This is a genomic window from Shewanella sp. 10B (assembly GCF_023475885.1).
Lineage (GTDB): Bacteria > Pseudomonadota > Gammaproteobacteria > Enterobacterales > Shewanellaceae > Shewanella > Shewanella mangrovisoli.
On sequence record NZ_JAMDJO010000002.1, the window covers coordinates 631,872 to 654,366 of the forward strand.

The 22,495-nt window shown below is 47.3% G+C and carries 25 protein-coding genes; 5 read left to right on the plus strand and 20 right to left on the minus strand.

Annotation, left to right across the window (positions count from 1 at the left end):
* Positions 1-50 precede the first annotated feature (50 nt).
* Genes parE through nudF form a run of 5 tightly spaced genes read right to left on the minus strand, consistent with a single transcriptional unit; the run spans position 51 to position 4,507 of the window.
* A complete protein-coding gene (gene parE / locus M0415_RS10230) occupies positions 51-1,937 on the minus strand; it encodes a DNA topoisomerase IV subunit B (protein WP_088211077.1) in 1,887 nt (628 codons plus the stop codon).
* Between the two features lie 56 nt (positions 1,938-1,993).
* Positions 1,994-2,569 carry a YqiA/YcfP family alpha/beta fold hydrolase gene (locus M0415_RS10235; RefSeq protein WP_249553881.1) on the minus strand — a complete coding sequence of 192 codons (576 nt, stop codon included), beginning with the start codon at positions 2,567-2,569 and terminating at the stop codon, positions 1,994-1,996.
* Between the two features lie 26 nt (positions 2,570-2,595).
* Positions 2,596-3,435 carry a 3',5'-cyclic-AMP phosphodiesterase gene (cpdA, locus tag M0415_RS10240; RefSeq protein WP_011715888.1) on the minus strand — a complete coding sequence of 280 codons (840 nt, stop codon included), beginning with the start codon at positions 3,433-3,435 and terminating at the stop codon, positions 2,596-2,598.
* A gap of 15 nt (positions 3,436-3,450) precedes the next feature.
* The gene (locus M0415_RS10245; RefSeq protein ID WP_041417110.1) at positions 3,451-3,891 is read right to left on the minus strand and encodes a DUF1249 domain-containing protein; all 441 of its coding nucleotides are present in this window, start codon (positions 3,889-3,891) and stop codon (positions 3,451-3,453) included.
* Between the two features lie 4 nt (positions 3,892-3,895).
* Positions 3,896-4,507, minus strand: coding sequence for an ADP-ribose diphosphatase (nudF, locus tag M0415_RS10250; protein WP_249553879.1), 612 nt, complete (start codon positions 4,505-4,507; stop codon positions 3,896-3,898).
* 243 nt (positions 4,508-4,750) lie between these two features.
* Between nudF and tolC the strand changes: the two genes are divergently transcribed.
* Positions 4,751-6,058, plus strand: a complete 1,308-nt coding sequence (gene tolC / locus M0415_RS10255; protein ID WP_011715885.1) for an outer membrane channel protein TolC — start codon at positions 4,751-4,753, stop codon at positions 6,056-6,058.
* A gap of 71 nt (positions 6,059-6,129) precedes the next feature.
* Here the strand turns inward: tolC and M0415_RS10260 are convergent, their stop codons facing one another.
* Genes M0415_RS10260 through M0415_RS10270 form a run of 3 tightly spaced genes read right to left on the minus strand, consistent with a single transcriptional unit; the run spans position 6,130 to position 8,332 of the window.
* Positions 6,130-6,867: a TIGR04219 family outer membrane beta-barrel protein gene (locus M0415_RS10260; protein WP_249553877.1), complete on the minus strand. Its 738-nt coding sequence runs from the start codon at positions 6,865-6,867 to the stop codon at positions 6,130-6,132.
* A gap of 2 nt (positions 6,868-6,869) precedes the next feature.
* Positions 6,870-7,838 carry a DUF2333 family protein gene (locus M0415_RS10265; protein WP_011623977.1) on the minus strand — a complete coding sequence of 323 codons (969 nt, stop codon included), beginning with the start codon at positions 7,836-7,838 and terminating at the stop codon, positions 6,870-6,872.
* A gap of 11 nt (positions 7,839-7,849) precedes the next feature.
* Positions 7,850-8,332: a copper chaperone PCu(A)C gene (locus M0415_RS10270; protein ID WP_220057330.1), complete on the minus strand. Its 483-nt coding sequence runs from the start codon at positions 8,330-8,332 to the stop codon at positions 7,850-7,852.
* A gap of 34 nt (positions 8,333-8,366) precedes the next feature.
* Here M0415_RS10270 and M0415_RS10275 point away from each other — a divergent pair, with 34 nt between their 5' ends.
* On the plus strand, positions 8,367-9,104 hold the full coding sequence (locus M0415_RS10275; RefSeq protein ID WP_088211083.1) for an enoyl-CoA hydratase-related protein: 738 nt from the start codon (positions 8,367-8,369) through the stop codon (positions 9,102-9,104).
* Positions 9,105-9,243: 139 nt separating this feature from the next.
* Here the strand turns inward: M0415_RS10275 and M0415_RS10280 are convergent, their stop codons facing one another.
* From M0415_RS10280 to dusA, 3 genes are all read right to left on the minus strand, one after another.
* Entirely contained in the window at positions 9,244-9,444 is a 201-nt protein-coding gene (locus tag M0415_RS10280; protein ID WP_249553875.1) for a PspC domain-containing protein, read from the minus strand.
* Positions 9,445-9,589: 145 nt separating this feature from the next.
* Complete coding sequence (locus tag M0415_RS10285; RefSeq protein WP_249553873.1) at positions 9,590-9,883, minus strand: hypothetical protein; 294 nt, start codon at positions 9,881-9,883, stop codon at positions 9,590-9,592.
* 208 nt (positions 9,884-10,091) lie between these two features.
* Positions 10,092-11,078 (minus strand): tRNA dihydrouridine(20/20a) synthase DusA, encoded by a 987-nt coding sequence (gene dusA / locus M0415_RS10290; protein WP_249553871.1) that lies wholly within the window; start codon positions 11,076-11,078, stop codon positions 10,092-10,094.
* Positions 11,079-11,233: 155 nt separating this feature from the next.
* On the opposite strand from dusA, the gene M0415_RS10295 reads away from it, so the two are divergent.
* Together M0415_RS10295 and M0415_RS10300 are read left to right on the plus strand one after the other, a co-directional pair.
* Entirely contained in the window at positions 11,234-12,298 is a 1,065-nt protein-coding gene (locus M0415_RS10295) for a tyrosine-type recombinase/integrase (RefSeq protein WP_249553869.1), read from the plus strand.
* A 9-nt stretch (positions 12,299-12,307) separates the two neighbouring features.
* A complete protein-coding gene (locus tag M0415_RS10300) occupies positions 12,308-12,880 on the plus strand; it encodes an SOS response-associated peptidase (RefSeq protein ID WP_249553867.1) in 573 nt (190 codons plus the stop codon).
* 1 nt (position 12,881) lies between these two features.
* On the opposite strand, the gene M0415_RS10305 is transcribed toward M0415_RS10300, so the two are convergent.
* The 3 genes from M0415_RS10305 to M0415_RS10315 form a co-directional block, all read right to left on the minus strand.
* On the minus strand, positions 12,882-14,135 hold the full coding sequence (locus M0415_RS10305; RefSeq protein ID WP_249553865.1) for a Y-family DNA polymerase: 1,254 nt from the start codon (positions 14,133-14,135) through the stop codon (positions 12,882-12,884).
* The gene (locus M0415_RS10310) at positions 14,123-14,542 is read right to left on the minus strand and encodes a LexA family protein (protein WP_249553863.1); all 420 of its coding nucleotides are present in this window, start codon (positions 14,540-14,542) and stop codon (positions 14,123-14,125) included. The genes M0415_RS10305 and M0415_RS10310 overlap by 13 nt, the downstream gene beginning before the upstream one ends.
* A 62-nt stretch (positions 14,543-14,604) precedes the next feature.
* The gene (locus M0415_RS10315; protein WP_249553861.1) at positions 14,605-14,802 is read right to left on the minus strand and encodes a carbon storage regulator; all 198 of its coding nucleotides are present in this window, start codon (positions 14,800-14,802) and stop codon (positions 14,605-14,607) included.
* Positions 14,803-14,983: 181 nt separating this feature from the next.
* On the opposite strand from M0415_RS10315, the gene M0415_RS10320 reads away from it, so the two are divergent.
* Complete coding sequence (locus M0415_RS10320; RefSeq protein ID WP_249553859.1) at positions 14,984-15,574, plus strand: hypothetical protein; 591 nt, start codon at positions 14,984-14,986, stop codon at positions 15,572-15,574.
* A 675-nt stretch (positions 15,575-16,249) separates the two neighbouring features.
* On the opposite strand, the gene M0415_RS10325 is transcribed toward M0415_RS10320, so the two are convergent.
* Genes M0415_RS10325 through M0415_RS10350 form a run of 6 tightly spaced genes read right to left on the minus strand, consistent with a single transcriptional unit; the run spans position 16,250 to position 22,484 of the window.
* Positions 16,250-16,462, minus strand: coding sequence for a hypothetical protein (locus M0415_RS10325; protein ID WP_249553857.1), 213 nt, complete (start codon positions 16,460-16,462; stop codon positions 16,250-16,252).
* Positions 16,463-16,520: 58 nt separating this feature from the next.
* Positions 16,521-18,374 carry a hypothetical protein gene (locus M0415_RS10330; RefSeq protein WP_249553856.1) on the minus strand — a complete coding sequence of 618 codons (1,854 nt, stop codon included), beginning with the start codon at positions 18,372-18,374 and terminating at the stop codon, positions 16,521-16,523.
* A 1-nt stretch (position 18,375) separates the two neighbouring features.
* Positions 18,376-18,684, minus strand: coding sequence for a hypothetical protein (locus M0415_RS10335; RefSeq protein WP_249553854.1), 309 nt, complete (start codon positions 18,682-18,684; stop codon positions 18,376-18,378).
* Entirely contained in the window at positions 18,677-19,624 is a 948-nt protein-coding gene (locus tag M0415_RS10340; RefSeq protein ID WP_249553852.1) for a hypothetical protein, read from the minus strand. Before M0415_RS10340 ends, M0415_RS10335 begins: the two co-directional genes overlap by 8 nt.
* Before the next feature lie 42 nt (positions 19,625-19,666).
* Positions 19,667-22,105: a hypothetical protein gene (locus tag M0415_RS10345; protein WP_249553850.1), complete on the minus strand. Its 2,439-nt coding sequence runs from the start codon at positions 22,103-22,105 to the stop codon at positions 19,667-19,669.
* Between the two features lie 7 nt (positions 22,106-22,112).
* Positions 22,113-22,484, minus strand: a complete 372-nt coding sequence (locus tag M0415_RS10350) for a hypothetical protein (protein ID WP_249553848.1) — start codon at positions 22,482-22,484, stop codon at positions 22,113-22,115.
* Positions 22,485-22,495 lie beyond the last annotated feature (11 nt).

The window sequence follows — 22,495 nt, forward strand, 5'->3', positions numbered from 1 at the left end:
TAATTTTCTTTATGCCTAAGTTTTATTGTTATCGGCAATAGTGCACAACATTAAAGTACCGCCATGTCACCCTTATCCTCGAGCCAGTTTTTACGATCGGGCGAACGTTTCTTAGCCAGCAACATATCCATCAGTGAGTCAGTTTCTTCTACATCATCAATGGTTAACTGAACTAAACGGCGAGTGTTTGGATCCATAGTCGTTTCACGCAATTGCAGCGGGTTCATCTCACCCAGACCTTTAAAGCGTGTAACTTGGACCTTACCCTTTTTATTCTCGGCAGTAATACGGTCGAGAATACCTTCTTTTTCAGCCTCATCTAAGGCGTAGTAAACATCCTTACCTATATCGATACGGAACAGCGGTGGCATAGCGATATAGACATGGCCCTGTTCGACCAGCACACGGTAATGTTTCAGAAACAGGGCGCAGAGTAAAGTTGCAATATGTAGCCCGTCGGAGTCCGCGTCGGCAAGGATACAAATCTTGCCGTATCTTAGCTCTGAGATATCGTTGCTATCGGGATCGCAACCAATCGCCACAGAGATGTCATGCACTTCCTGCGAGGCCAACACCTGTGAAGCATCCACCTCCCACGTGTTTAGGATTTTACCACGCAGCGGCATAATGGCCTGAAACTCACGGTCGCGCGCCTGCTTGGCACTGCCGCCCGCAGAGTCCCCTTCCACTAAGAAGAGTTCGCCGCGCATCGGATCTTGGCCGCTACAGTCGGTCAATTTACCCGGTAATGCCGGGCCAGAGGTGACTTTTTTACGGGCCACTTTTTTCGCGGCTTTTAAGCGGCGCTGGGCGTTGTTAATACACATGTCCGCCAGCGACTCGGCCAATTCGGTATTCGAGTTGAGCCACAGTGAAAACGCATCACGCACAATGCCAGAAACAAAAGCCGAGCTTTGACGGCTCGAGAGTTTCTCTTTGGTTTGACCGGCAAACTGCGGATCTTGCATCTTCACCGAGAGAATGAAGGCGGCGCGATCCCAAATATCCTCAGGCGACAGCTTGATGCCGCGGGGGATCAGATTGCGAAACTCACAAAACTCGCGCATCGACTCCAGCAAACCTTGGCGGAAACCGTTCACGTGGGTTCCACCCAATGGCGTTGGGATCAAGTTAACATAGCTTTCATTAATCGCATCGCCACCTTCAGGCAGCCAAGTAATGGCCCAATCAGCGGCTTCAATTTGGCCTTTAAAGCTGCCGATAAAGGGCTCTTCTGGCAGCATTAAATTATCGCCAACCGCCGCCTTGAGATAATCGGTTAAACCACTCTCGTAGTACCACTCATGAACTTCATTGGTGTGCTTATTGGTAAATTTGATCCTAAGACCCGGACACAACACGGCCTTGGCGCGCAGCAAATAGATGAGTTTAGAGTTGGAAAAATTCGCCGAATCGAAATAACTGGCATCGGGCCAGAAATGCACTCGGGTACCAGTATTGCGACGACCGCAAGTACCAGTAACTTTTAACTCTTCAACTTTAAAGCCATTTTCAAAAGCAATATCATACACTTGGCCATCGCGGCGTACCGTCACTTCGACGCGGCGAGACAGGGCGTTAACCACCGAAATCCCCACACCGTGCAAACCACCGGAGAATTGGTAATTTTTATTCGAAAATTTACCGCCAGCATGCAGTTTAGTGAGGATCAGCTCGACCCCGGGAATGCCTTCTTCAGGGTGAATATCGACCGGCATCCCCCGACCATCGTCGGTGACTTCAAGGGAATTATCGGTATGGAGCACAACTTCGATTTTGGTGGCGTGGCCCGCTAAGGCCTCGTCCACACTGTTATCTATGACCTCTTGGCCTAAGTGGTTAGGTCGGGTGGTATCGGTATACATACCTGGACGGCGTTTAACTGGGTCGAGTCCGTTAAGAACTTCAATGGCGTCAGAGGTGTATTGATTCGTCATAGTGTACGCTATAAGTTGTTATATCCGGCCATGTTGCGGCTCTGGACGACTATTTGTCAAGGTAAGTGTAAAAATTGGCTTACAGTTTGCAGATATCGCTCATAACCCACAAAACTGTGATCGCCACCGGATTCAATCCGTAACTGGCAATGGTGATACTTATGCAGTGCTTCTCGATAATCCAGCACTTCATCACCCGTTTGCAATAGTACCAAAAAACGATCGGGATTGCGGATAACAGCCGTATTAAATTCAGCCACTTCCAGCTTATGCTCCGGCAATACCTGATAATGCTCTTCGGTATAAGGGTTAAATTGCGGCCCCATAAATTCATCAAACAGCTCAAAGGGCTTAACGGCCGGATTCACCAGCACAGCGCGGCCACCGTACAGCTCTGCCAAGTAACTCGCAAAATATCCCCCCAAGGATGAACCGATATAATTGAGTGGCTCGCCCGCTTGCTTGGCAGCCTCAACATATTGCTGCAGCAAGGCCATGGCGGCCTTAGGTGTATTGGGTAATTGCGGTTGATGGAAGGCTAAGGAAGGGTGATGCTCGGCCATATACTGCGCCGTCATCACCGCTTTATCGGAGAAAGGTGAACTGTTGAATCCGTGAATATAGAGCAGCATAGTTCCTCAAGCTGCGGTCACTCGCGTTAATAACCGCTGGAATCTTTATCGGGGGAAAACAGATTTCCCGGCACGCGATACACATTAGTGCAGATGCTACCATCGGCCTTCAGCTCCAGCAAACGATAACCGGGTTGCAGTCCATCGAGGGCAAAATAAGGCGATTGCGGTTTAAACTGGATACAAGTAGAAGGCGTTGCCATTAATTGCAGTGGGCCATGGGGACCGTCGTAGTCGGTATCCAACTGTTGATGCACATGGCCCCAGAGTAACCCCTTAACCTGTGGGTATTGTGCGACACGTCTGAGAAACTCAGTGCCGTTATCCATGCAATGTTGGTCTAACCAAGCGCAATTCACCAAAATAGGGTTATGGTGCATCACCAGTAGAGTGTGGCGGTCTGGATGCGCGGCAATGGCCTGTTCAATGAGTTCGAATTGACTCTCGGCCATATTGCCGCCGGGCTTTCCCCGCACGGTGGAGTCCAGCATCAAGATTTGCCATTTACCCGCAAGGATACGCTGCTGACCAAAAATCCGCTCGCCCTGCATATGCAGATACATGATCCGCGGATCATCATGATTACCCGGAAGATAATGGCAAGGTAAGTTGAGCGGCGCGACTGCGGCCACGAATTGACGATAGGATTCGGGGGAATAATCTTGGCTTAAATCGCCCGTGGCTAACATCAGATGCGCTGGATAGTCGACAGCGCGGATCGTATTAAGTACAGCAGCAAAACTTTTACTGGTGTTGACCCCTAATAACTGCGCCTCAGGATCGGCAAAAAGGTGCGGATCAGTGACTTGCACTATGCGCACACTTTCTTCTTCAGCTATTGAGTAAGAGACAGCCTCTTTCAGCACATTGAATACCCAATTCTAAGATTGACACACCAAACGTTGTTGGCAGCCAATCTTCAATAACTCCCCCAGGAATGCATTAACCTGGTACTTTTCATCGCTATGATACATGCGTAAATTGGGATAATCATACACTGGGCGCAATTGGTAAATCTGTTGACCAGTTAACACTTCTGCTAATTTAGCATCATGATAAATTCTCACTAACACCTTGGGAGTATTAATAAACTCCATGATTTTAACCGGGCGTGAGATCTCAACTAATTGAGTGTATTTGGTATTTTCTAAAATACGGATTACTAATACACCCGCTTCACCTTCGAGTTGCCAAGACTGGCCCACTTCAATATCGAGCGGTAACCACTTCTGCATATAGCCGTAGTTACGCCCGCATAGCGCTAAAAAGTCGCTCACGTTAGGTTGGTAGCGCGGTTTTCGGTGCGATGTTGAAGTAGCCAAACCTTTATCCAACTTTAACCAGTTGCTGATAGTTTAATTGCAACCACTGCAATCCAATTACGGTCGACGCATTGTCTATTGCCCCGTTGACGACCTGATTATAGGCATCCTCACGGTCTAACACATGCAATCGAATATCTTCGTGTTCGTCAGCTAATCCGTGCAGACCTTGCGCCAAGGATGAATCCACCTCGGCCCAATAGAAATAGAAACGCTCCGTACTGCCACCAGGACTTGCCAGATAACTATTCACATAATGCATATTGCGGGCAGTCAAGCCGGTTTCTTCCAGCAGTTCGCGGTGCGCAACATCCAGCGGCGTTTCGTCGGGCGCAATCATACCCGCGACCAACTCCATTAGCCAAGGAGATTTAGTGGTCGCTAATGCAGGAAAACGAATTTGTTCAATTAAAACAATCTTGTCACGCGCAGCATCATAGGGCAGGACCACCACTGCATGGCCACGCTCGAACACTTCACGGGTCACGGGTTTGCTCCAACCACCAGCAAATAATTTGTGTTTAAAAGTGAACTGTTCGAGGGCGAAAAAACCTTGATACAGCGACTTTTTCTCGAGAATTTCCACATCTGTTTGCGAAAAACCAGCAGGCTTCATATTTCAATCCTTAAGCGTTAAATTTTCGCCTATTATCAAGGCAATTTGGCTCATTTTTAAAATAAAATCTGTTACACTTCGCAGTTGACTTGAACGTGTGGGAGTTTTTAGACTCTACGACATTAAGTTTTAGCTGTATCGGGAAGCGTCGGGAAGCGCAAACCGCCTTGGTAAAGGCATTACTTAGTCTAAACGAAGTTACATATTTCTCCTTTGGGAGAATTTGTCTAATAAGGACAGCAAATGAAATTTAAGATCCGTTCTCTATGCGCAGCATTAACTCTCGCGGCTTCCGCTCAAGCGGTTCAAGCAGATGATTTACTGCAAATATATCAACAAGCACTGACGAGCGACCCGCTAGTATTACAAGCACAAGCTCAGCGTAATGCCTTGTTTGAAAAGATCGAACAAAACCGTGCACCACTGTTACCGACCATCAGCGCTAACGTGGGTTATGACAAAGCATGGAATGATCCTAAGAGCGATACCAGTGGATTGACCGGTAGCCTAAAGCTGAACCAAGTGATCTATGATCACAGCGCTTGGGTTGGCTTAAGCCTTGCCGAAAAAGCCGCTTCTCAAGCCGATTCGACCTATGCATCAGCACTGCAAAATTTGATCACTCGTGTGACTAAAGCCTACTTCGATGTATTAACGGCAAAAGATAACTACGAGTTCCAAGGCGCAGAAAAACGTGCGATTGAGCGTCAACTCGAGCAGACAAAACAACGTTTTGCCGTAGGTTTAACTGCGATTACCGACGTACATGAAGCGCAAGCTCAGTATGACTTAGCCTCGGCGACTGAAATTTTGGCTGAAAACACACTAGCCAACAGCTACGAAGCCCTGCGTGAAATCACAGGTATCGATCACAAGACCATTAATGTGCTCGACACCAACCGTTTCTCTGCGGTAACACCAGCACCTACCTCATCGAGTGAGTGGCTAAAGATTGCTGAAACCAATAGCGTCGATCTGATGACTCAACGCATCGGTAAAGATATCGCTCAAGAGACCATTAGCCTCTACAAAGCGGGCCATATGCCATCTCTTAGCCTAAACGCTGGCTATAACAAAGGGTTAGAGCAAAAAACGGGCGACGTAAATGAGCCAGATTTTGACAATGTGAACGTTGGTGTGAACTTAAGCATTCCGATTTTCGAAGGCTTTAAAGTCACTTCACAGGTCAAAGAAGCACAATTCCAATACGTGGAAGCGAGCGAGAAGTTAGAGCAAACCTACCGTAGTGTGGTGAAAAACGTTCGTAACAACTACAACAACGTAGGTGCTTCAATCAGCTCAATCCGTGCCTATGAGCAGTCAGTAATCTCATCTGAGAGTGCGTTAAAGGCAACACAAGCGGGCTTCGAAGTCGGTACTCGTACCATTGTTGACGTGCTGAACCGTACCCGTGACCTGTACGACTCAAAACGTAAATTGTCGGATGCACGCTATAGCTACATCAACTCAATTATTGCGTTGAAACAAGCTGCTGGTACATTAAATGAAGACGATGTTATCTCTATCAACAACGGTCTAAAAGCCGAATAAGATAGCAATACCTCCCATAAAAAAACCGCCTTAATGGCGGTTTTTTATGGCTGATTCATTAGCGCTAGCGCTTAGAAATCAATTTCAACACCGGCGAAATAGCCTTCAAACTTAGTATCGGCGCTGATGCCAGAGAAGTTGTTCACATCGAAGGCAAACTCACGGTAACCCACACGCACACGGGTATCCACCGCCACGCCGTCAAACTCCCAGCCTAAGCCGATAGCATAGTCGTGTACGTTAGACTCGTTTACCCCAAGCATTAAATCCGCAAAGCCGAATAACCCAAGGCCTGGCATGCTTACGTGCGTACTGGCATAACCCATCACAATGCCGCTATCGACGTCTTTCTCTTCTGGATGACCCGCATCTTGAACGCGCAGAGAACCGTTCATCAGCTTATAGGCAGCACCGAGATCCAAAGACAGAATGTCGTTATCCAGCAACTCGTAATACAGCACAAAATCGGTGTTGCTCAGATCGGTATAGCTGGTCACATTGCCAGTAAAATCATGGCCATTGAAGCTGAAGTCAGCGTTAGCCAGACTGCCCTTCTGATCTAAGCTATTTTCACGAATTTTAAGATTCGGGATAAATGGCAGCGGATGCTCAACCGCAATCCAGTAGCTACCTTGTGCCGATGAACTGTAGTCAAACCCTTGTTGTGGCTGACCTTTATCGGAAAAAGTACCGCTGGTATCGGCGCGCCAGTAATCGCCACCAATTTTGAATCCAACCACAGTAGCCGCTTGGGCTGAAGTGGCCATTAAGCATCCTAATACCGCACTGGCGAGGAGTGTTTTTTTCATAATTAACCTTGAGATAGCAAGTTCGTTAAATCAATCACCGCGGCATTCGCACGGGACACATAGTTAGCCATAACCAATGAATGATTAGCGACTAGACCGAAACCACTGCCATTAAGTACCACAGGGCTCCAAACCGTTTGTTGAGTTGCCTCCAGCTCACGAATGATCTGTTTCAGGCTGACCTCAGCATTTTTCTTTTTCAATACGTCAGCAAAGTCGACTTCGACTGCACGCATAAAATTCAGCAGTGCCCACGAGGCACCACGGCTCTCATAGAACACATCATCAATTTTCCACCAGCTGGTTTTCACCTGATGGCTGGCTAAATTCGGGGTCGATTGGCGCGCAGCATTGTCGCCGGCTAAATCGGTATTTAATCGTTCCTGGCCAACACTCGCCGATAAACGTTGCGACATACTGCCTAAGCGTTTTTGGACTTCTTTGAGCCACTCGTTAAGGTTGTCGGCACGGGCGTAAAACTGGGCATCCTGATTGTTTGGATCCATCATGCGCGCGCGATATAGCTTGAGCAGCTTAACCCCATCGCGGTATTCGCTCTCAGCGCTGGGCACTAACCAACTGGTATGGTCGATGTTCAGTTTAGCCTGCGCTTCGCTTAAGTCCTTATCCGCAGCGGATTGAGACTGAGAGCGACTAAACTCTTTACGCATAATCAGTGCTAAATCACGGACTTGCTCTAAAGCGCCGTACTCAAACGCGGGCATGTTATCCATAAAAATCGAAGGTGGCATCACATCGTTCGATAACCAGCCGCCCTGCTTATCCAGCAGTGTTTCAACGGTCAGGATCAACGACGTAGTGGTTGCATAACCCACGACATTCTTCTCTGTGGCCGTCAGCTGTTGTGGTGTCAGGGTATCGGGTTCAATACTCCACCACACACTGACTAGATAACCAATTAAAACAACAAATAAACCAACTCCGGTGACCTTCTTCCATGTTATTTGCATCAAGTGACTCCTTAATGATGGTGATGATGCTCATGTTCAGCAGCATTGTCGGCCTGCTTAGCAACAGGCAATGTAATCGTTAGATTCTCGCCATCGTCAAACGCTAACTGCAGTTTAACTTGCTGATCTAGGGCTAATGGGGCTTTGAGTCCGATGAGCATCACATGCTCTCCAGACGGCGAGAGGGTTAATTTTCCGTGGGAGGGAATATCGAAACCTTCAACATGGCGCATCTTTACCATGCCTTGTTCTTCGATGATGGTATGTAATTGTGCTTCCTTTGCGACCTCAGTGGTCACTCCGGTGAGGCGAACCGTTTTATCGCTATGGTTCTCCAGCGTAAAGTAAGCGGCGGTATTTGGTACTGTATCAGGCATTGCACGGACATGACCTTCGGTCATCACTACGTTAGCGAAAACAGAAAATGAGGCACAGGATAATGCGACAAAATTAAACATCTGTTTGAATATCGGTTTCAATGTCTTAAACTCCATGTCTACCCAATGTCGTCGTAAAGGAAAACAACCCATGAGTCATATACAGGTTCGGGATGATCAGGGCGTTCGTATTATCAGCTTTAATCGCCCAGATAAACGCAATGCACTTGATCTTAATATGTATAAACAACTGACAGAATACCTGATCGAAGGTGAAGCAGACAACGACATTCGTGCCTTTATGCTCCATGGTGAGGATAATTGTTTCACCTCGGGCAATGATGTTGCTGACTTTTTGAAAAATAGTGACTTAGGTCCAAATCACCCCGCGGTGCGCTTCCTATTTTGCCTATTAGAACTCAAAAAACCGCTGGTTGCCGCCGTCTCTGGTGCTGCCGTTGGCATTGGCACTACTGTGCTGCTGCACTGTGATTTAGTCTATGCCGACAACACGGCTAAATTCCAACTGCCCTTCGTGAATTTGGCCCTAGTGCCCGAGGCTGGCGCAAGCTTACTCTTACCCGAATTGGTGGGTTATCAAAAGGCGGCGGAGCTTTTATTACTCGGCGAAAGTTTTGATGCCAATACAGCGCACAGACTGAATATCATTAACGATGTCATCGCCCAAGAAGAGTTGCTCGGTTATGCCCTAAATCAGGCCAAGAAACTGGCTAATCAGCCACCGCAAGCACTGCAAATTACCCGTCAGTTGATGCGACCACATAAAAACCGCGTGCAACACCAGATGCATCAAGAATTAGAACAATTTAGTGCAAGACTTAAAAGTGATGAAGCAAAAGCCAGATTTCAGGCTTTTCTTAAAAAGTGATACTCACTTAAACAGTGTTCACTATTGGCATGAGGGTCGATGTGCCCTCTTGTTGATAGCATCCCGCTAAAGGCTATGTCCATAAACTTGCATCGGCTAACCCATTCACGTCCCCAAATTGAGGGAGCAAAAACGTGGGTTAAATCGGTCTTTTCCATTGGTCCACAAGTAAGGCCAGTACAAAGTAAACCAGCAGACTCACACCCGGCATAAACAGAATCGCGCCGGCCCACACTACACGAGTCCAAAAACAGGACCAACCAAATTGCCACGCCATACCAGAGGCAACACCACAGACTAAACGTGCTGAATTGTCCATTCGCATTTGCGCTCGTTTCATTTTGAACTCCAATTGATGAATAATTTACTTATCGCTGACACTGTGCCACTGAAACCAGCAGATAATTCCTGAAAACAACGCGAGGCTAATCACTGGTAGCAGTAGCAGAGTCATAAGAGGTGCTACAAACCACATAGGCAGCTCCTTACTTGTTTGCGCTGTATTCGCCTGAGCTGACAGACTCACCTTGGTTATCCGCGCTCAGTGTTAGCTGGCTATTGAAGTCATAGATACTTTCAGCTAATTGTGTTTGCAGTGATAACACCAGTTCACGCTTAGTGTTAACCAACAACTCCTGCGCTTGGGTGCTCAGCGTTTGCTCGATGGCGCCCACTACATCAGATACAGGCGCCGCTTCGGCGTGTACCGCAACACTCGCCATTAATGCACCGAATAACACACTTGCTTGAACTGATTTTTTAACGTTTGAAGTAAACATGATGTCGTCCCTTTCCGATTGATTAACTTGACATAGGGACTATTACAAAGGGCGTGCCAACTTATCAAAATAAACTTAACACACTGATTTAAAGTGATTTAATAATTTATTTTAAGCAGAAACGATATAGGCGAGATATTTGAGAAAGGTAAAGTGGTGAAAAATACTACAAGCATTAGTCAATCTCACTACTTTTTAAATCGAATAATTATTGAGCAAGCATTTCGCTCTGAATACTTTGATAAGCCTGCTTGACCACCTCAATACCTGCACCGTTTTTATGGGCGTTTTCGCTCAAATAACGACGCCACGCACGGGCACCCGGTAAGCCTTGGAATAAGCCAATCATATGGCGAGTGATATGATTTAAGCGCCCGCCCGCCTGCAAGTGAGCCTCGATATAGGGCAACATAGTCTCAATTACAGCTTCACGGCTAATCACCGCCTTCTGACTGCCACAGAGCAATTGGTCAACCTGCGCCAGAATATAGGGATTTTGGTAAGCCTCACGTCCTACCATCACACCATCTAAGTACTGCAAGTGAGTTTTAGCCTGTTCAAGGCTAGTGATACCGCCGTTAATGCTGATATTGAGCGTTGGATAATCACGCTTAAGCTGATACACCCGGTCGTAGTCTAAGGGCGGGATCTCGCGATTTTCCTTCGGACTTAAGCCCTGTAACCACGCCTTACGCGCATGGATAATAAACTCACCACAGCCTTTGGCCATAACAGTATCAATAAAGTGAGTCAAAAACTCATAGCTATCCTGCTCGTCAATGCCGATGCGCGTTTTTACCGTCACTGGTATATCAACCACTTGCTTCATGGCATCGACACATTCAGCCACCAGCTCAGGTTCCGCCATCAAACAGGCACCAAAGCGACCGTTTTGCACCCGATCGGAAGGACAGCCCACATTGAGGTTCACTTCATCATAACCGCGCTCGGCGGCAAGTTTGGCGCAGCGAGCAAGCTCAGCAGGATTCGAGCCCCCCAATTGCAATGCAAGGGGATGTTCTTCTTGGTTATAGGCAAGATAATCACCACGGCCATGCAAAATCGCCCCCGTTGTCACCATCTCGGTATACAGCAAGGCATTGGCCGACATTAAGCGAGCAAAATAACGGTAATGACGATCCGTCCAATCCAACATGGGCGCAATGGAAAAGGTTCTATCTATTGATTTTGGCATAAATTCTTTTGTTTCAAGGTGCTTAGCTAATGTCATTTAATTACAGTGAAAATATATATTTACTAATTTTTGCACATTTTTAGCTATTTTCCACTTGTCGGGGAACCAATAGGGAACCACAATACATTGGATTTTAGGATTCGGGGAACCACAAAATGGCGTCGTACAGTATTCAAAAACGAGAAAAAGCAGATGGAACTGTTCGCCATCGTTGTCTTATTCGAGTCAAAGAAAATGGAAAAGTATTATACACGGAGCAGCGAACCTTTACCAAACACGCGGCGGCTGAGGCGTGGGGTAAGCAGCGGGTGGCAGATATTGAAACCAACGGTTTTGAGGATGACGCTAAGCCGGAGGTGATGCTAGGTGATGTGATAGCGAGGGCGATTGCCGAACCCCACATTGACGCAACCATTGGCCGCTCTAAGCGCTATTGCCTTAAGTTGCTCGCTGATTGTGACCTATCAAAAGTGCCGCTTGATGAGTTAAAGCCTCACCATATTATTGAGCATTGCAAATTACGCCGCAGTGCGGGTACTGGTCCATCAACCATTTCAATCGACGTGAGTGTAATCCGCTGGCTACTACGCATTGCTAAATCAAACTTTGGGCATGATGTATCTCAGGTCGCGGTGATTGATGCTTATGATGCACTGTATACCCAAGACTTGATTGCAAAATCTGGTAAGCGCTCGCGCAGGCCGACCGCCATCGAAATCGATAAACTTAAGGAGGGGCTAGAGGCACGATCAAAACAGCGCGCTGCCCATATCCCTTTTGTTGATTTGCTCGATTTCTCGATACTCAGCTGTATGCGTATTGGTGAGGTATGCCGCATCACTTGGGCTGATGTTGATGAGGCGCAAAAGGCGGTATTGGTTCGCGACCGTAAGGACCCTCGCAAAAAGTCGGGTAATCATATGCTGGTACCGCTACTTGGTGGGGCGTGGGAGATATTGCAAAAGCAGCCAAGGTACGATGAGCGGGTTTTCCCGTACAATGCCACCTCTGTTACTGCAGGGTTCCAACGAGTGCGTAATGAATTGGGGATCACTGATTTACGCTATCACGACCTAAGGCGCGAAGGCGCAAGCCGGTTATTTGAAAAGGGCTACACTATTGATGAAGTGGCGCAGGTAACGGGGCATAGGAATATCAATACACTTTGGCAAGTGTATACCGAACTATTCCCTAAACGTCTGCATGATAAAGATATCTAGGACAACACTATGTGCGGACGTTTAAGTATCGATGGCCTAATACTGGCTCAGTCTGTTAAGCAACAGTTAGGCGTGCCGTTTAATCCTCAAACTAATTTGGATTTAAGGCCGACTGAACAGGTATCAACCTTAGTGCTATCCGATGGCCAACTGCAGCAGCAAGATTGCACCTGGGGGATAAAGCCCGCTTGGTCCAAGTCATTACTTATCAATGCTCAGTCCGAAACGGTGACAGAAAAGAAGACATTCGCTGCAGCCTTTGCCAAGCATCGCTGCCTAGTGCCCTGCTCTGGCTGGTACGAATGGCGTGATGAAGGCGGCAAGCGCAAGCAAAAATACCTGTTCAGTAATCCCGACGATCAACCGCTTTATATGGCAGGCATCTTCTACCCATTTGACGATGGCGCGCAGCTGGTGACCTTAACCACCTCACCTACCGAGCAATGCCTAGCCTATCATTCACGGATGCCGTTATTAATAGACCCAGCTGATATTGGATTTTGGTTCCAGTCAGCACCCACCATGCTGGATGCCCTGTTACACCACCCAAATGGAATGCCAATTTCGATTCAGGCGAGCTGAGTCAGCACTTAATATCAGGCAGGCTGCCCCAGTCGGTGGTGTATTGTGGAGTGAGTAGTTCGCGGCGCATGGCCCACTTTTGATTAATGCCTTGGGCAGCGAGAAATAAGGTATCGGAGCCATAGCGATGGTTGATGCTATCGAGGGCCTGCATCAACTGAGGGTTGGCGGTCGGTGCGTTGAATAAATCAAACTGATTGTGTTTTTCGCTGACTAAATCTAACAAGCCCACACCGATTTTATAATAGCGCACCCCTTGCCGAAACAATTTAGGGGCAGCTGTGCTCATCGCGCGAGTGAGCTCGGCGCTGCAATTAGTAGCACAGGGGAAATTAACTAATGTCTTTGCCCCTGTTGGATGCTCATCATAGGGTGAGTTATTGGCGAACAGCAGCATGGTTTTACACAACGAACCTTGCTTTCTGGCTTTAGCAGCCGCAATGCCAATATGCTTGCTTAAGGCTTGGTGGAGTTGTTGGTAATCAGTGATACGTTCACCAACACTGCGAGTCGAGAATATCTGCTTTTTATCTGCCCTTGCCTCGTCCCATTGCTTGCAGGCTTGGCCATTCAGTTCTCTTACTGTGCGCTCAATCTCGATACTAAATTGTTTACGGGCAAGTCCTGCTGGCATACTGGCCAGATCATAAGCGGTATTAATTTCCATTAGCGCCAGCTTTTTACTGATGCGGCGGCCAATCCCCCACACCTCGCCCACTTCTACCGACTTTAAAATAGCAAGTCGGTCTGGCTCATTATCTATCACGCAAACGCCTTTATAACCGGGTAATTTTTTGGCCGCGTGGTTAGCCAGTTTTGCCAGCGTTAAGGTAGCACCTATGCCCACACAGACGGGTAAACGGGCCTCTTTCCATACCGCACGGCGGATTAACTGCCCTTGGTCATGTAGCGACTTAATTGCGGGGCAATTTTTAAAAGATAAAAAGCTCTCATCAATGGAATACACATGCTGCTCAGGCGCATAGCGGCCGATAATCCCCATCATCTTGGTGGAGAGATCGGCATAGAGCTCATAATTACTTGAGCAAGCAATCACCCCCAACTTTTGGCACTGGTTCTTAAATTCAAAGTAAGGTGCAAACTTGGGGATCCCCAACTCCTTGGCCTGACGATTAGCCGCCACAATACAGCCGTCGTTATTACTCAGGACTATGATCGGTTTACCGCGCCAGTCTGGTCGAAACACCTGCTCAGCGCTGCAATAAAAGCTGTTGGCATCAACTAGAGCATACATCTTAATCTTGCCAGTATTGGGCTATCACGATGAAAACGGAGTGAGCTAGTAACAACACCTTCAATGTTGAAAGTGTCGTGCTCATTAATGAACTGCGGTGTATAGTGCTCGTTTGCTGATAGCAGTATGCCATTAGTTTTATCAATAATTTTGCAAACAAACTCGCCGTTATAATTGGCAACAATCACATCATCATCACGTGACGTTTCATAACGATCAACTATCAACAAATCGCCGAAAAAAATGCCCACCCCTTGCATTGAATCCCCTCGAGCAAACCCCATAAAGGTCGAATTGGGATGCCAAATTAGGAGCTGATCTAGACTCAAGCCCAGCTGACGATACTCTTCGGCAGGGCTTTCAAAGCCAGTAATGCCAGCACTAGCATAAAATGGAATAAGTCGCATAGCTAAAACCACTGTTTAAACATACAGTGATTTTAGCAGTAATCATACGGCTGGCAAGCGACTCATTCAGAAAAACGTGCTCGCATTAACTCTTCATCATATAGCTCTTCACGTAAGATCTTGACGCTACTGGCTGCGAGCACTCCTAACCGAGAGCCAGGAAGTGTGATGATTTTGATATCGGGTAGGTGATTGCCGTTCTCATCATAGATGTTTTGCAGCATGATGGATTGGTACTCGTATCTCTGTACTATCAACATAGGATCTCCTTGTCTAATGGGTGCAGATAGAAGTTTAGACGTACCTATCAAATGTATACAATTTTAAATTATATTATAGCAAAAATTTAAAATGATTGATGACTATAGTGATTTAAAACAATACTATATTAAAAGTTTTTATATTTTTTAAGCTGTGGCAGCTTATACACCGAGTACTAATATGGAAAATGAACCTTACGAAAAACCCATACTTGTGTTTAGGAAAAGAGAAAAATTCTTTTATGCAATGATTATAATTGCATTTGCTGCATTAGCTTATAGAGCCTATGTAGTTACTCGCGGTACAGAAAATGTTACAAAGACCAATTTAGTAATGATAGCTAGAACGCCTCAAAGCTTGACTAAATTACAACATCATTCTGAAAAAATAAATCTTATGATTAATGATATTGAATCATTACCGTTAAAGGACATAAAATCCACAATAGTAGAAACTGTTGATTTAATCAATTTAACTAGTAAGGAAATTGAAGCTCAGTACGCAGCTTGGATAAATTTAAAGAATAAAATGGATAATGACGGGCTTACATTTGTTGAATTAAAGAACAAATTAGAGACTGTTCAAATTCTTCAAAAGCAAGAAATTGAAAATTTAAAGGGTGTAATGAATGATATATATGAACAATCATTGCTATCTCAAATTACGGCACTGTTTATAAGTTTTATTATAGGCGTATTCTCTTCTATTGCAGCAAGTTTTTTGTTCCCTAAACTAAAGTTAAAACTATTAAAAGTAATAAGGAAAAACTAGTGATGTAAATAACTAAACTAGTTCATTCCCCAGTACCATATTGCACATCATAGCCAATTCTAGCGCTACCAATGACGCATTGATTGGCTCTGGCGTAAATATCAGACCTGATTAGATGTGGAGTTGTGTATAGCCATATACTCGGCGATATAGGCATCAACCGTGTCAAAAAATCCAGCTCTGCATTCAGCGTTTTCATTTAATAACATTGATGAAAATGAATTTAATGAAAAACAATGGCATGAATTACCTTGTCGAAATGATAAATACAATTCGGCCATAACCATGCCCTGCTCATATAACGGTGATTCCACTGCATCGTAGGTATTCTGTAAATTTGTCATACACGTATCCGCACCACAAAAATTTGTTGGGCTAACAGTACAAATCAAACATACTCAAGTCAAACCGAGTTTTTACCTATCTAATTGTTTTAATTACTTATATAGCAGTTTAAAAGTTAGAGATTCACTGCGTTGATTTATAACCATATTTTACGTCTCGTTTTGGTTAACGCTCGCAGGTCAGCATTCAACATACTAATTTTTAATTAAATTTATACTGTTTTTTAGCCAGCCTTATATATAGAAATTTCACTCTTACACCCAATTTAGTTGAAAGCATTTTTATGAAGCGTAAAGAAATGTAAAGAATTTTATTCCACAATTTTTAACCTCAAATCTCTATCTCCACAAATGGAAGACCGGGTGCAGTCCCTAGCACCCTACCATCTTGCACATAGATATGATCGCCAACACTGGCGCTACCAATCGCGCGAATGGTGTGGCCGCTCGAGCTGCTGGCGGTGACAGTGCCATCGGCATTTACGGCAGACACGAGCATGATCTGCCGTGGCAGCACCAAGGCAGATTGAAGTTGTTTAAGCATGGGGACCTCGATAGGGGCTAGACTCTAGAATCTATAAGAGCGGAGCCCGCTCTAGTTTCTAACTTTCTAACGGGCTGATGAGTGTGATGCTTTGCTCGATATCGATATCACCGCGGTCGCTTACAGTCGCGCGGATAGTCCAACTATCGCACACGCCTTTAAACACTTCGCTGTTGATGGTCACGCCAACCAACATGCCAGGTATTGCGGGTGGTAAATCGGCCATCACGGGCATCGACAAATTCACACTCAGCTTATCGCCCGTTTCGGCCAGTGCATTGGTGCCGGCTACACGGGCGGCTTGGTTGTCAACAATCAACTGGGCGCTGATATCAGCTGCGGGGATATTGCCCGCACTGCCTGCGCGTTTGACTTTGGCGCTAATGCCATGCTGTTCGCCACGCAGCCATACCACGTTACACAATGGATTGCGGCTAACCGAGTCGCTATAGCTAGTGATCACCGCATCGTGCAACGCTAGATCGGGCACTGCGGTAGCCATTGCCCACGGTGCCGTTGGCCAACGTGGGACTATGGTCAGCTTTTTGGCCGCATCATCGGTTAAGATCATGCAGCCCAATTGCCCTACCGCCTCGGCGACTGCCTCAATCGGGGTTTTATTGCCCACGCTAAAGGCACCGGCTGGGATGGTAAAATCAGTGATGCCGTTCAGCTCCACTATCCAGCCAGTATTTTGCAGTAAATCACCCAACAAACCCGCAAAACTGCGGGCGCTGGCGTTGGTGTAACTGATTGGCAATTTATACGGCGCGGCCAGTTCGGCAACACGGGATCGGCCAGTGCTGTTATAAGTGGCACTGCCAAACACTTTGCTTACACTTGGCTGTTCAGCAATCGCGTAAAACTCATAGCCGTTGATGGTGATCAGCAATAGCTCATTGTGGGCACGCTCGGCATCGATACGACTTGAGAACTCCAAGCTCAGCGAACGGGCCCACTGGCCACGGCTTTGGCTAATGCTCACGTTACTTACCACAATGGGTAAATTGTCTGACACGCGCATGCATGTAAGGGTTGGCTGCATTAGATAGTACCTGCGGATTTGAGGTTCAATAGGGATTTTAAAATCAAGATTGGGTAATGTCGGGTTGGCGTTGATTGGGCCGCCGCCGTTATCCCAGTGGCACACCATGGGTACTTGATCAAACTGCAGCGTGATAGGCGCAGCCTTTGGCACAAGTGGCTTATCAAATAGCAGCGTGACCTTGCCTTTTGGCGCAAAATCAAGCCAGCGGTCAGAACAAACCCAACGAGGGCGTGGGTAGCCCCACTGCACATTTGTTGCCGTTTTGACACTATCCCCCTGCCATGCAAGATGGGTGATGCCTTGGCACTGTGGCCCGGTCAACCAATTTGCTCGAGTACGCAGGTAAACCGCTGGATAACAGTGGTAGCCAATCTTAGTACGGGTTTGGTGGGGCGTTCCGAGGCGCCAAGCGATAGCCGTGCGGCTTTCACGTATTAGCGGTAGTGACCACCTTAGGCTGATTTGCCGAGTATGGCGCAACCTCACCTGCCATGGCATAGCTACTCTGGTACCCAATGGATGAGAGGCCCACGCCATGCGATTATGCACCTCGACCTTATCACCTTGCCACGCAGTAACTATGCGCTGCTCGGCCTTGCTGGCATGGTGGTTAAGGGCGATATGCTGTTCAATCGCCGCGATGGCCTGCCAACCTAACCCCACGGCAATCCCTAACACCTGCGGTACTCGTTCTGGTTCGGGCTCGCCTGTGTCATCGCTGCCATCAAAGCGTAAGGTGATAGGCGAGGTTTTAGCGAGCCATGGCTGGTCAAAGCTCAGCGCTATACCATCATCGCCAAAGGTTAACGTGATGGGTGAGGTTTTGGGTTTGGCCAGCTTACTAAAACGCAGCGTAACGGCCATGCTATTGACTCATATTGACGGTATTGGCATCGACCAGCTCTAACATCAGGCCATCGGTAAACTTACAGTCATAAACACCATCGTCATCAGCAATGCCGACAATGCAATAGTGGCCCGTAGCCAGTTCTTGAGGCAATAACACCTTGGCCACTTTACTGGGTGGTCTAATGCCTGCGTGTAATACCGTGAAAGATCGGCGGTCAATCAACAGAAAACGTTCAGCGTTAGCGTCCATTGTGAGTGCAAGCAATGCCAACGATCTAACACCGGAGCGCTTTACCACAATATCAGATAAGACTTTGTTAGGCATACCAAGTCTCCAAGTTAATCCAAGTTCGGCCGAATCGATAACCTGGCATTAGCATATGCTGTTGACCATTAATGGATTCAATTACAGGCCATGGTTGGTCGCTGTATCCAGTTGAGGGAGAATGCAATAATCCCGGGACTTTCCCCCTAATATACGGTTGGATAATGCTGTTAGTATTAATAACGCCAAGGCGATCATTCGCATCAACGTTAGCAACAGTTGATATAATAAGCGGTTCAAAGAATACCCTATCACCAGTAGGCACGCCTGCAATCGTCTGTGTTCCAACGTTATAACGTGGATCCATCTTATAATTAGCAAAGTTTGCACTGCCATCAGTATCATAGACTTTACATATTGTCGTTGAGCCACTAATAGCTATCTCAAAGGAAAGACTCCATGAGTAACTTGTCATATCAGAGGTAACACCATTCATGATATTCACAAATCTACCCGGATCATTTGCAGTAAAGGCGTCAAAATCACCAACAAAAAACAAACCTTTTGCGTTAGTCGATGGGTTTGGGTTTGTTAATGTGCTGGTGCTCAAAAACCAAAATCCCGCTGAGGTAGCAATCAATACCCAGTAGTCAACTACTGCCGAAATGCTAAATTGCATTTGGTACTGAGCATCGATAAACGTATCGAGTGCCGTCATGCTTTTAGCGCCGCGAAAGCGCATATTCCCTGAGTTTGCATCTGTACCATCTATGCTCCAAAACTGCACAAAGCCGCCACTGGCCTCTGTGGTTGAGTTGCGAAACGCTATCTTAAACGCTGCGGCATTTTCAAAGGCGACTGACCACCCCGCCCCCGCTTTCGTGCCATAGCCCTCGACCAAGCACTTTTTTAAAATCGCGATAATCTCAGAGGGTTTACCATTGGTGAGTTGTGGCGCCCCGGCATCATCCCAGCGGTATACCGTTACAGGTAAAGACATAGTTGTTATCTCCTAATTCGATATTTTCAAATGGGCTATGGCTTAAGACTCATTCCCACGGAATGCCAGCACAGCGCGGTCAGTGGTGATTTGGCTGTGGCCACTGGCGACTGAGCGCAGCAGCATGGCAGGCTTGCTTGAGGCATAAGTGCGGAAGCGCACCGCCTCACCCTGTTGCCAGCCAGCACCAAACGCCTCTTTGCGGATAATGAAGTAAGGCTGCTGTGTTAGCGGGTTAACTGGTGAAAAGTCGTTTATGGTGTCGCCTGTGGCTATTTGGCCAACGCCTTTACCTACACAGCGAAACGCTGTTGGCGAGGTGAAAATCAATACCCAATCTTCGTTAATGGCATTGTTATTAATCACCTCAATCGGGTAATCCACCACGTTCATTGAAGCGGTGGCGGCATCGCCATCGGTATTCCAATCGCCGCCCCATGCGGTCATATCACGCACTGGCCCGACTCTGGCCTGCAGGTCGCCCAGGTTTTGCACTGAGGCCACAATGGCGCCCACTGGGTAGGTGTTTTCTAACGGCGCGGCCAGTTGTAACTTCCCGTTTTGCACCTCGGTCACTAAGGCTTCCTCACCAATGCTATCGGTGAGCACAAACGGCGCCACAAAGCCTGCAAAGTTACTGTTAATGGTGACGACACCCGTGGCGCTATTATGGCTATAGTGCTGGTTATCGACCGTCCACAGGCTTGAGCCTAGCGAGTCGGTAATATCCACATAGCGAGCATTTACGCGCACATTAAGGGTTTGCGCTGGGGCTGGGTTAGCGACCACCTGCACATTGGTATGTTCGATGGTGATGGGCGTCCACGCGGTAAACATATCGACTATGCCGCCGTTCTTAAGACGCAGCGGGTTAAGGCCGAATAGTTCGGGCGGCGGGTTAAGGGTCACGGTTTCGCTAATGTCATAACGCAGAGTCGTCAAATCAACAGACTGGCTAAAGGTGAGCGATACCATGCCGTTTTCAATGGTGCCTGTGATGCCAGCCCCTGTAATCACGCCGTTATTATCGCTGCTGGCACTCAGCAATGTATCGGCAGTGGTCGATACCACCACGTAAAATGTGTCTAAAATCGGTGTCGTTTGGCTAAGAGGGAAGCTAACCGAATTATCTGATATGGCGGCATCTTCCACTAATGCCTCATAGGCCACTGTAAATTCGCCTCGGCTATCGGTATTTTTTGTGACTGTGCCAGTCAAATAATCAATGGTGGCGATGACGCGGCCATTAGACTCCCTGAGTTCACCTCCACTACCATATTCGTTTAACGTAATCGTGCCATAGTTGCTGTCGGCAAAGGTGGCATTTGCAAACACAGTGCCCTTAACCAGTTTCTTGGCGGCAGGAAAAGCGCTAGCGCTGCTGTAGGTGGCATATCGCAAAGATGAGAAAAACTTAATCCCTACCGTGAGACTGCTAGACATAGCAGTGGTGTATGTCACGGTGACTGTGTTGCCAGTGATGCTAACCGTACCTAGGTGGCTATATGAGCCAATAACCTGCACGGGTTTTAGGCCGTGGTTTTCTAAAAATGGGTCGTTAAACAGGTTAGGTACATTGAAAATATAGGTGGTGCTACCGTTACCACTGCGGCTAATCGACTCGTAAATTAGGCCGCTTGCTACATCTGCGCTGTCATCGACTGTGATGCTGTTACCTGAGCTCACCGCAATTTGGCGTACTTTGGGCAACAACTCGGTGGTGGTGTTGGCTACTGAAAGCAGACTGTTAGTATTTTCGGCGGTGAGTGTGGTCACGCCATGGTATTTAATATCTGCGTTTTCGCTGGTGTAGCGCAATTTAGTGCAACCCGATTCGCCATTGATCACTACGCTGGAATCCGGCGTATCGAAGGGTATGGGCGGGCTAAAACGCACTTGACCTTCTTGGCCGCCCATTACCGTTTGTTTGATCTCGCAAAAATGCTCAAAGCGCGGGTAAAGCGCGTTCTCATTACCTGTATATTCCACGCTAATGCAGATAATTTGCCCTTGGGCTAAATACACGTTTGACCAGTAATCGCGATCGTTATAACGGTACATGCTCTGCAAATAGGCACGCGGGAAGGAGTCTTGCCCTGCCAGTAAGCCAATCATGCCTTTACGAATTAACTGGCCTGCACGGACTGAGGACTCAAGGATATCCACCATATCCGTCATGCGGCTGGCATCGGTAAGAGAGGACGACTCGGCAATCAACATGCTCACTAAAGGATCCGCTGGCGGCGCACTGATAAAAATGTGACCATCTAGTAAGGTTTCGGTGGCTGGAGTGGCCAGCGCCGGATAGCACTTAACAATATCCACCGCCGAGGTGGCGTGGTCGATATCGGATACTGCCTTAAATAACTGGTTAAGCTCGCCGGATTGCACAACTTGGGTGGTGCGCTGGCCGCCAGCATCATCGTTACTGCCTAAAACCTCTGGTTTAAAGATCTTTAAATCGGCACGGGTGATAGTCATAGAGAGCTCACATTTTGATAAATTTGAGGGTGACGTTAGTCAGCTGCGGATAGCCGGCGACTTCGTCGAAAACATCTTCGCCGGTGATCGGCGCGCCTTGGGTGTTATCCCAAACTACGTTGTAATCGGTACCCTCATAAGCGAGGGTGAATGCGGTTAAGGTGCTGCCAGCATGGGCCTGCAATTGCTCAAACTCGCTACGAGCAATCCAACCGGATTTGGTACCGAGTTCCATGGCATGACCAGCGGGAATAATGGTTTGTTGCACCTGCGGCGCACCGTTTAAAGCGCGCTTGAAATTGGCCGCGACACGCACTTGATTGTTGCGATTCAGCCACAGCAGATCGGCGCTGATGACGATGCTATCAACGGTTGTCATGTGTCACCTTG

Coding starts and splice junctions, on each gene's coding strand:
- parE (WP_088211077.1), bottom strand. CDS start 1,937: ATGACGAATCAATACACCTCTGACGCCATTGAAGTTCTTAACGGACTC.
- M0415_RS10235 (WP_249553881.1), bottom strand. CDS start 2,569: ATGCTGCTCTATATTCACGGATTCAACAGTTCACCTTTCTCCGATAAA.
- nudF (WP_249553879.1), bottom strand. CDS start 4,507: ATGAAGCCTGCTGGTTTTTCGCAAACAGATGTGGAAATTCTCGAGAAA.
- tolC (WP_011715885.1), top strand. CDS start 4,751: ATGAAATTTAAGATCCGTTCTCTATGCGCAGCATTAACTCTCGCGGCT.
- M0415_RS10260 (WP_249553877.1), bottom strand. CDS start 6,867: ATGAAAAAAACACTCCTCGCCAGTGCGGTATTAGGATGCTTAATGGCC.
- M0415_RS10265 (WP_011623977.1), bottom strand. CDS start 7,838: ATGCAAATAACATGGAAGAAGGTCACCGGAGTTGGTTTATTTGTTGTT.
- M0415_RS10270 (WP_220057330.1), bottom strand. CDS start 8,332: ATGGAGTTTAAGACATTGAAACCGATATTCAAACAGATGTTTAATTTT.
- M0415_RS10275 (WP_088211083.1), top strand. CDS start 8,367: ATGAGTCATATACAGGTTCGGGATGATCAGGGCGTTCGTATTATCAGC.
- M0415_RS10280 (WP_249553875.1), bottom strand. CDS start 9,444: ATGAAACGAGCGCAAATGCGAATGGACAATTCAGCACGTTTAGTCTGT.
- M0415_RS10285 (WP_249553873.1), bottom strand. CDS start 9,883: ATGTTTACTTCAAACGTTAAAAAATCAGTTCAAGCAAGTGTGTTATTC.
- dusA (WP_249553871.1), bottom strand. CDS start 11,078: ATGCCAAAATCAATAGATAGAACCTTTTCCATTGCGCCCATGTTGGAT.
- M0415_RS10295 (WP_249553869.1), top strand. CDS start 11,234: ATGGCGTCGTACAGTATTCAAAAACGAGAAAAAGCAGATGGAACTGTT.
- M0415_RS10300 (WP_249553867.1), top strand. CDS start 12,308: ATGTGCGGACGTTTAAGTATCGATGGCCTAATACTGGCTCAGTCTGTT.
- M0415_RS10305 (WP_249553865.1), bottom strand. CDS start 14,135: ATGTATGCTCTAGTTGATGCCAACAGCTTTTATTGCAGCGCTGAGCAG.
- M0415_RS10310 (WP_249553863.1), bottom strand. CDS start 14,542: ATGCGACTTATTCCATTTTATGCTAGTGCTGGCATTACTGGCTTTGAA.
- M0415_RS10315 (WP_249553861.1), bottom strand. CDS start 14,802: ATGTTGATAGTACAGAGATACGAGTACCAATCCATCATGCTGCAAAAC.
- M0415_RS10320 (WP_249553859.1), top strand. CDS start 14,984: ATGGAAAATGAACCTTACGAAAAACCCATACTTGTGTTTAGGAAAAGA.
- M0415_RS10325 (WP_249553857.1), bottom strand. CDS start 16,462: ATGCTTAAACAACTTCAATCTGCCTTGGTGCTGCCACGGCAGATCATG.
- M0415_RS10330 (WP_249553856.1), bottom strand. CDS start 18,374: ATGGCCGTTACGCTGCGTTTTAGTAAGCTGGCCAAACCCAAAACCTCA.
- M0415_RS10335 (WP_249553854.1), bottom strand. CDS start 18,684: ATGCCTAACAAAGTCTTATCTGATATTGTGGTAAAGCGCTCCGGTGTT.
- M0415_RS10340 (WP_249553852.1), bottom strand. CDS start 19,624: ATGTCTTTACCTGTAACGGTATACCGCTGGGATGATGCCGGGGCGCCA.
- M0415_RS10345 (WP_249553850.1), bottom strand. CDS start 22,105: ATGACTATCACCCGTGCCGATTTAAAGATCTTTAAACCAGAGGTTTTA.
- M0415_RS10350 (WP_249553848.1), bottom strand. CDS start 22,484: ATGACAACCGTTGATAGCATCGTCATCAGCGCCGATCTGCTGTGGCTG.